A 1,611-nucleotide genomic window follows, 5' to 3' on the forward strand; every position below is an offset into this window, starting at 1 on the left:
AAAAGATGAAAAATGATAGTAGGCCCTATAATACCTGTCTCTTATACACATCTAGATGTGTATAAGAGACAGATCTTGCAGGAATAGTAGGTTGGTTAAAAGAATTGGAAGATTACAACGAGGTATCAATATATTTTCAACAAAAAAAGAGGAGAGATACTTCTGTCTCTTATACACATCTAGATGTGTATAAGAGACAGTTACTATTCGATCTATTTTAGCGACAAAATTTTTATGGAACGAGTAAGATTGGCTTTAGAAGAAGCCTTCAATAACAATACTACTGCTGCAATAAATATTGCAGAACAAAAGATTGTTTATGGAGACAGTCACGCAGTTTACGGTGATTTTGCAAACATCAATTCAGGTATTCAAAAGGAGAATGATATTAATTCCCATAATTCCAATAGCTTTAATGCTAATGATAATAGTACCTCAACGACGATCGGCGACATCAAAGACAGTACAATCAGTTCTTCAACTTTTGGTAATCAAAATCAGCAAGTAACAAAGAACTATGAGACGTTTGATTGGGCACTTACTAGAAAAGAGTTGCAGTCGGTCATTTCACAAATAAAGATTGATTCACCGGTAAAAGAAGCAAGTGAAAAAGCTCTAATTGCTGCTGAAAAAGAAGACAAAACAGAATTTGATGCTGTACTTAAAGAAAATAAGTCTATCTTTATGTCTGAATTATTCATGAATACAGCTAGCGGTGTGTTGGCGCAGCTTGTGTCAGCTGTACTTGGGATAGTTTAGAAATAAAAGGAAAGAAAAAATGAAAAAGATTTTAAAAACAACATTTATTATATTTTTATTATTAATATTGGGTGCCTGTTCAGCTAAGAGTAATACTCCATTAAAAAAAATGGAATCGACTGGCAAGAACGAAGAAGTTGCAACAGAACCTGGGCTAGCTATGAGTGTTGAGGGTGGAACTTATATTCCTGTCTCTTATACACATCTAGATGTGTATAAGAGACAGATATTCTTCCTTTTGATAAAAAAATTGATGATGGTACAAAGTATCTTTGTTTATTCGTCAAAATCCAAAATATAACTGGAGAAGAAATAGATATTAGTTCATCAGATTTTACTTTGCACGATGAAAATGGAGAGAAAGTTTCTGCCGAATTTGTCATTGGGACAGACGAGATTTTTGAGTCGCTAGGGTTTGAAACACTCAAAAATAAGAATTATCTAGCCGCACCGATTGTTTTTCCAGTAAATACAGAAAAAAAGTACGAACTCCATTACCTTCCCAGCATTTTTTATGATGAGAATGAAAGTATAAATATGAAGATAGATCTGAAGGAATTCAGTGACGATACAACAACTATCACAGAGCAAGTAGAACAGTATGTTCAGGCGGTATTTCTGGGTTCGAACGAAATAGAAGAATCAAAACTGATGAATGATCTAAAGAAGGAAAAAGAAGCGTTCAAAAAAGAAAGTATGAATGTTCTAAAAAAGAATTTCAGAGAGTACGAACCTACAAAAAAAGAGTTAAGAGAGACAATTTCAAAATTGCAGGAAATCAATCGAGCAAAGGGAAAATTCAGTGTCGTCCTAACAGAGCTGAATACTGTTTGCGCAACTGTCTATATTAAA

The 1,611-nt window shown here is 33.7% G+C and carries 2 protein-coding genes and 1 pseudogene; all 3 read left to right on the top strand.

The genetic code is table 11. The features are described from left to right. The first annotated feature begins 249 nt into the window (after positions 1 to 249). A complete protein-coding gene (locus tag A5875_RS16660) occupies positions 250 to 759 on the top strand; it encodes a hypothetical protein (RefSeq protein WP_141108354.1) in 510 nt (169 codons plus the stop codon). Positions 760 to 778: 19 nt separating this feature from the next. Then, the gene (locus A5875_RS16665; protein WP_088934747.1) at positions 779 to 1,060 is read left to right on the top strand and encodes a hypothetical protein; all 282 of its coding nucleotides are present in this window, start codon (positions 779 to 781) and stop codon (positions 1,058 to 1,060) included. Between the two features lie 11 nt (positions 1,061 to 1,071). After that, a pseudogene (locus A5875_RS16670) lies at positions 1,072 to 1,611 on the top strand (DUF4352 domain-containing protein); the annotation flags it as partial.

Source organism: Enterococcus sp. 3H8_DIV0648, from assembly GCF_002140655.1.
Lineage (GTDB): Bacteria > Bacillota > Bacilli > Lactobacillales > Enterococcaceae > Enterococcus_A > Enterococcus_A hulanensis.

Coding starts and splice junctions, on each gene's coding strand:
- A5875_RS16665 (WP_088934747.1), top strand. CDS start 779: ATGAAAAAGATTTTAAAAACAACATTTATTATATTTTTATTATTAATA.